We start from the raw sequence: 4,587 nt of genomic DNA, 5'->3' as shown, positions 1-4,587 counted from the left end.
CAGAAAAAGTATAATAGAAACCGAACATATGTTTTGTATAATCATGAGGAGGCACGAAAAGATGGCTACTCCAGATAAACTGAAAGCATTGGATATTGCGCTGAGCCAAATTGAAAAGCAGTTTGGCAAGGGAGCGATTATGAAACTCGGCGAAGCTTCGGACAGAATGGCTGTTGAGACGATTTCAACAGGTTCATTGGCCCTGGATTTGGCTTTAGGTGTTGGCGGAGTTCCCAGAGGCCGGGTAATAGAGGTTTATGGACCGGAGTCTTCGGGGAAAACCACCGTAACGCTGCATATTATTGCTGAGGCACAAAAAGCAGGTGGCGTTGCAGCTTTTATTGATGCGGAGCATGCCCTTGACCCGGTGTATGCCCGGGCGCTGGGTGTGAATGTCGATGATCTGCTGGTTTCCCAGCCGGACACCGGCGAGCAGGCACTGGAAATCTGTGAAGCCCTTGTCCGCAGCGGCGCGGTTGATGTCGTCGTTATTGACTCGGTGGCGGCTCTCGTGCCACGGGCTGAAATTGAAGGGGAGATGGGCGATTCCCACATGGGGCTGCATGCCCGTCTGATGTCCCAGGCGTTGCGCAAACTGACCGGGGCAATCAGTAAAAGCCATACTTGTGTCATCTTTATTAATCAGATCAGGGAGAAAGTCGGTGTGATGTTCGGCAACCCCGAGACGACGACCGGGGGACGGGCACTGAAATTTTATGCTTCAGTCCGGCTGGAAGTCAAAAAGCAGGATGTCATCAAGCAGGGGCAGGAAATCATTGGCAATCGGACCCGCGTAAAGGTCGTCAAAAACAAGGTTGCACCGCCGTTTAACTTTGCTGATTTTGACCTGGTTTATGGCGAAGGGATATCTAGGGAAGGCAGTATTGTCGATATGGGATCGGAAACAGGTATTCTTATGAAATCGGGCGCCTGGTATTCCTACAATGGCGAAAGGCTTGGACAGGGAAGAGAGAATGTCAAGGACTTTCTGCGTCAGCATCCCGATATCGCTGCAGAGATTGAGAGAAAAGTGCGCGATCTGGTTCTGGTCTCGAAAGACAAGACCAAGGGCGCTCAGGACGACAGCATGAATGATGAATAGAAATCAGGTCTCACCAAAGAAAAGTGTGATAGGTGCTGCGCTGGATTTCTTAAGCCGCAGGCAGCTGTCTGCCAGCCAGCTTGCCGGTAAGCTGGAAGCTAAAGGCTATTCCGCAGAGGAAAGTGCTGAAGCTCTTCGAAAGCTAGAAGAATGGAAATATATTGATGACCGGCAATATGCCTTGTCATATATTAAAAGTAAGGAAACAAGGTTCTCCAGGGCCAGAATATGTATGGAACTGCAAAAAGCCGGTCTGGACAATCGGATGATTTCTCTCGTCATGGATGAATACTATCCCGAGCAGCAGGAGGTTCAAAACTGCCTGCTGCTTGGCCGTAAAATGTTTGAGCAAGAGTATAGGAAATATCAGAAAAAATCCCTAAACGATCAGAACGGAAATATCCCCCCAAAAGAGTTATACTTAAGGAAAAAGGTCGGGGACAAGCTCTTAGCGAAGGGCTATCAATTGGATATCGTCAAAAAAGTACTTGGAGAGATTATTATTTTCGATAATCTGTAAGTATTTAGTATACTTTGTCATCCCACCAACTTGACATTATTTGCACATTTCATTAAACTATTATTAAATGGATCTGTTTCTAGTAAATTTTTAACCTTTCAAGGTTTTCTCTTATATTAAACTGAACATCTCAGCTGCACCGGGTATCGGTGTAGCTATATTTAAGGGAAAAATAATCGAACGAGGGTTATAGATTTTACGGAACTGGTCTGACCAGTTTTTTGTTATTTTAACGAAATATTTAATACTATAATTCAAGGAGGTGAAGCTTTGGAAATATCAGGCTTAATTGCAGTTGTTATTGTACTCGCCGGATTGGCGATTGGCAGTCTGATCGGCTGGTTTATCCGCAAATCATCTGCGGAAAAAATGATTGGATCTGCTGAAATAGAAGCAAAAAGGCTTTTGAAGAATGCTGAGGCAGAGGCTGAAGCCAAAAAAAGGGAAAAAATCGTTGCAGCAAAAGAAGAGGTTATGCAGCTTCGCAATGATATTGAAAAAGAGACCAGAGAAAGACGTAACGAAATCCAACGTATGGAAAGACGCAATCTTCAGAAGGAAGAAACCCTAGAAAGAAAAACGGAAGTTCTGGAACGTAAGGAAGAAAATTTACATCGCAGAGAATCCGAAGTTGAAAAACAAAAACTTGATTTAAATGAACTTCTGGCTAAACAGGTAGCTGAGCTGGAGAGGCTTTCCGGTCTGACTCCTGAAGAAGCCAAACAATTGTTGCTGAAAAGTGTTGAGGAAGAAGTACGTTACGAATCGGCAATCATGATTAAGGAATATGAGACCCGGACAAAAGAAGAGGCCGAAAAACGCGCTAAAGATATTATTTCTTTGGCTATTCACCGTTGTGCTGCAGACCATGTTGCTGAAAGTACAGTTTCGGTGGTTGCCCTGCCGAACGATGAGATGAAAGGCCGTATCATTGGCCGAGAGGGCCGGAATATCAGAGCTCTTGAGACTTTAACGGGTATTGATTTGATTATTGATGATACGCCTGAAGCTGTTATTCTCTCAGGATTTGATCCGATCAGAAGAGAAGTCGCCAGAGTCGCTCTGGAAAAACTGATTTTGGACGGACGTATTCATCCGGCCAGAATTGAAGAAATGGTCGAAAAGGCGCAGAAGGAAGTTGACCAGAAAATCAGGGAAGAAGGGGAACAGGCCACCTTCGAAACCGGGGTTCACGGCATACATCCCGAACTGATTAAACTGCTTGGCCGGCTGCGTTTCAGAACCAGTTACGGACAAAATGTTTTGAGACACTCTATCGAGGTATCCCATCTGGCCGGATTAATGGCTTCCGAACTTGGTGTCGATGTCCAGACCGCAAAACGCGCCGGACTTCTGCATGACATCGGCAAAGCTGTTGACCATGATACCGAAGGCACGCATGTCGAGATTGGTGTTGATCTCTGCAAAAAGTACAAGGAATCATGGGATATCATCCACGCCATTGAGGCCCATCACGGCGACACTGAACCCAAGACGATTGTTGCAGTACTTGTTGCCGCTGCGGATGCGGTATCGGCTGCCAGACCGGGCGCCAGACGCGAGACTTTGGAGTCCTACATAAAAAGGCTTCAGAAGCTTGAGGAAATTGCCGAGACTTTTGAAGGTGTTGAAAAATCTTACGCGATTCAGGCCGGCAGAGAGATTCGCATTATTGTGAATCCGGACAAGATTGATGATGCACTTGCACCAAGGTTCGCGCATGATATTGCCAAGAGAATTGAAGAAGAACTGGAATACCCCGGACAGATCAAAGTTGTCGTAATGCGGGAGACCCGCGCAGTGGATTACGCGAAGTAATCTGCGATGAAACGACGTTGACACAAAGATAGCTTACGGATTAAGCGTACGATGTTCAGATATTGAAATGCGTATAACGAGCAAAGCAGGTGTAAGGCCTGCTTTGTTTGTATATCTTGATATTGGTATGTTGGGACAAAATAGGTTATAATTGCTAGGGCACGCTGGGAAGGACTTTGCGTCTCCTTGAAGAATTACTATATGTTTTGGAGAAAGCCCTATTATTTCATTCGGGAAAGGATTATCAAGATGGCCGCTTCAGAAGTCGTAACTGCTGAATCCAATTATCTGAATTACAGTACGGGATTACTTGTTTCTATTTTGCTGCGCTATCCGGAAGTTGTAACGATCAGCTGCAGTCAGGAGCAGCAGACCATGATACTTAAATTCCTGGTCGTCAAGGAGTGCGGTTTTGAAGCGCTTCAGAATAAACTCCGGCAGGCCTTGGAATTGTTTCATCAGATTGAAGGCCGAAAAATTCAGCTTTTAAATGTGGAAAAATTTGAACAGGAACTGGACCTGATTGTGATTCGCAGAGATTTAAGCAGTATTACCCACACCGAAATAAACCTCATCGTAGAAATCATGAAAAGCGAGCTTGGCACTAAGCTGATTGCTGATGAATGCAGCCTGCCTGAAGAAGAGGTCATCCTGCAGGAAGAGGTCATTCATCATATGATGGCAGCTGTACGTTCTAACGGAACAGAAAAAAACATCACAGCTGTACGGGAAGACGGCAGAGTACTTGTTTTCAATGGTTGAACGAAGGGCTTAATGCAAGTAAAGGAGTACCTTATGCAGATTCTTTTTATCGGTGATATCGTCGGCAGACCGGGAAGAGAAGCGGTGGCTGCTTTTCTTCCCGGACTCCAGAAAGAACATAAACTTGATCTGGTGATTGCCAACGCTGAAAATGCCTCAGGCGGGCGGGGACTTACCAAAGAAGTCGCCTATGAGCTGTATGATTACGGAATCCACTTTTTGACGATGGGCAACCATGTCTGGGACCAAAAGGAAATCATCAAATTTATCGATGATGAAACCAAGCTGATCCGGCCTGCCAATTACCCGAAAGGGGCACCGGGAAAAGGCTATGGTTTTGTTATTCGTAACGGAATAAAGACGGGAATTATCAATCTATCAGGAA

At 45.5% G+C, this 4,587-nt stretch carries 5 protein-coding genes; all 5 read left to right on the top strand.

Annotated features, from left to right (window positions below; translation table 11 throughout):
• The first annotated feature begins 61 nt into the window (after positions 1 to 61).
• On the top strand, positions 62 to 1,102 hold the full coding sequence (gene recA, locus NC238_07580; protein MCM1565800.1) for a recombinase RecA: 1,041 nt from the start codon (positions 62 to 64) through the stop codon (positions 1,100 to 1,102).
• The gene (locus NC238_07575; GenBank protein MCM1565799.1) at positions 1,092 to 1,622 is read left to right on the top strand and encodes a RecX family transcriptional regulator; all 531 of its coding nucleotides are present in this window, start codon (positions 1,092 to 1,094) and stop codon (positions 1,620 to 1,622) included. Before recA ends, NC238_07575 begins: the two co-directional genes overlap by 11 nt.
• A 249-nt stretch (positions 1,623 to 1,871) precedes the next feature.
• On the top strand, positions 1,872 to 3,440 hold the full coding sequence (gene rny / locus NC238_07570; protein MCM1565798.1) for a ribonuclease Y: 1,569 nt from the start codon (positions 1,872 to 1,874) through the stop codon (positions 3,438 to 3,440).
• Between the two features lie 201 nt (positions 3,441 to 3,641).
• Positions 3,642 to 4,202 carry a hypothetical protein gene (locus tag NC238_07565; GenBank protein ID MCM1565797.1) on the top strand — a complete coding sequence of 187 codons (561 nt, stop codon included), beginning with the start codon at positions 3,642 to 3,644 and terminating at the stop codon, positions 4,200 to 4,202.
• A gap of 33 nt (positions 4,203 to 4,235) precedes the next feature.
• Positions 4,236 to 4,587 (top strand): YmdB family metallophosphoesterase (locus tag NC238_07560; GenBank protein MCM1565796.1); only part of this gene is annotated, 352 nt, incomplete at its 3' end.

It is taken from the genome of Dehalobacter sp., from assembly GCA_023667845.1.
Lineage (GTDB): Bacteria > Bacillota > Desulfitobacteriia > Desulfitobacteriales > Syntrophobotulaceae > Dehalobacter.
The sequence above is the reverse complement of the archived record's forward strand: the minus strand, read 5'-3'. Positions and strand labels throughout refer to the sequence as shown.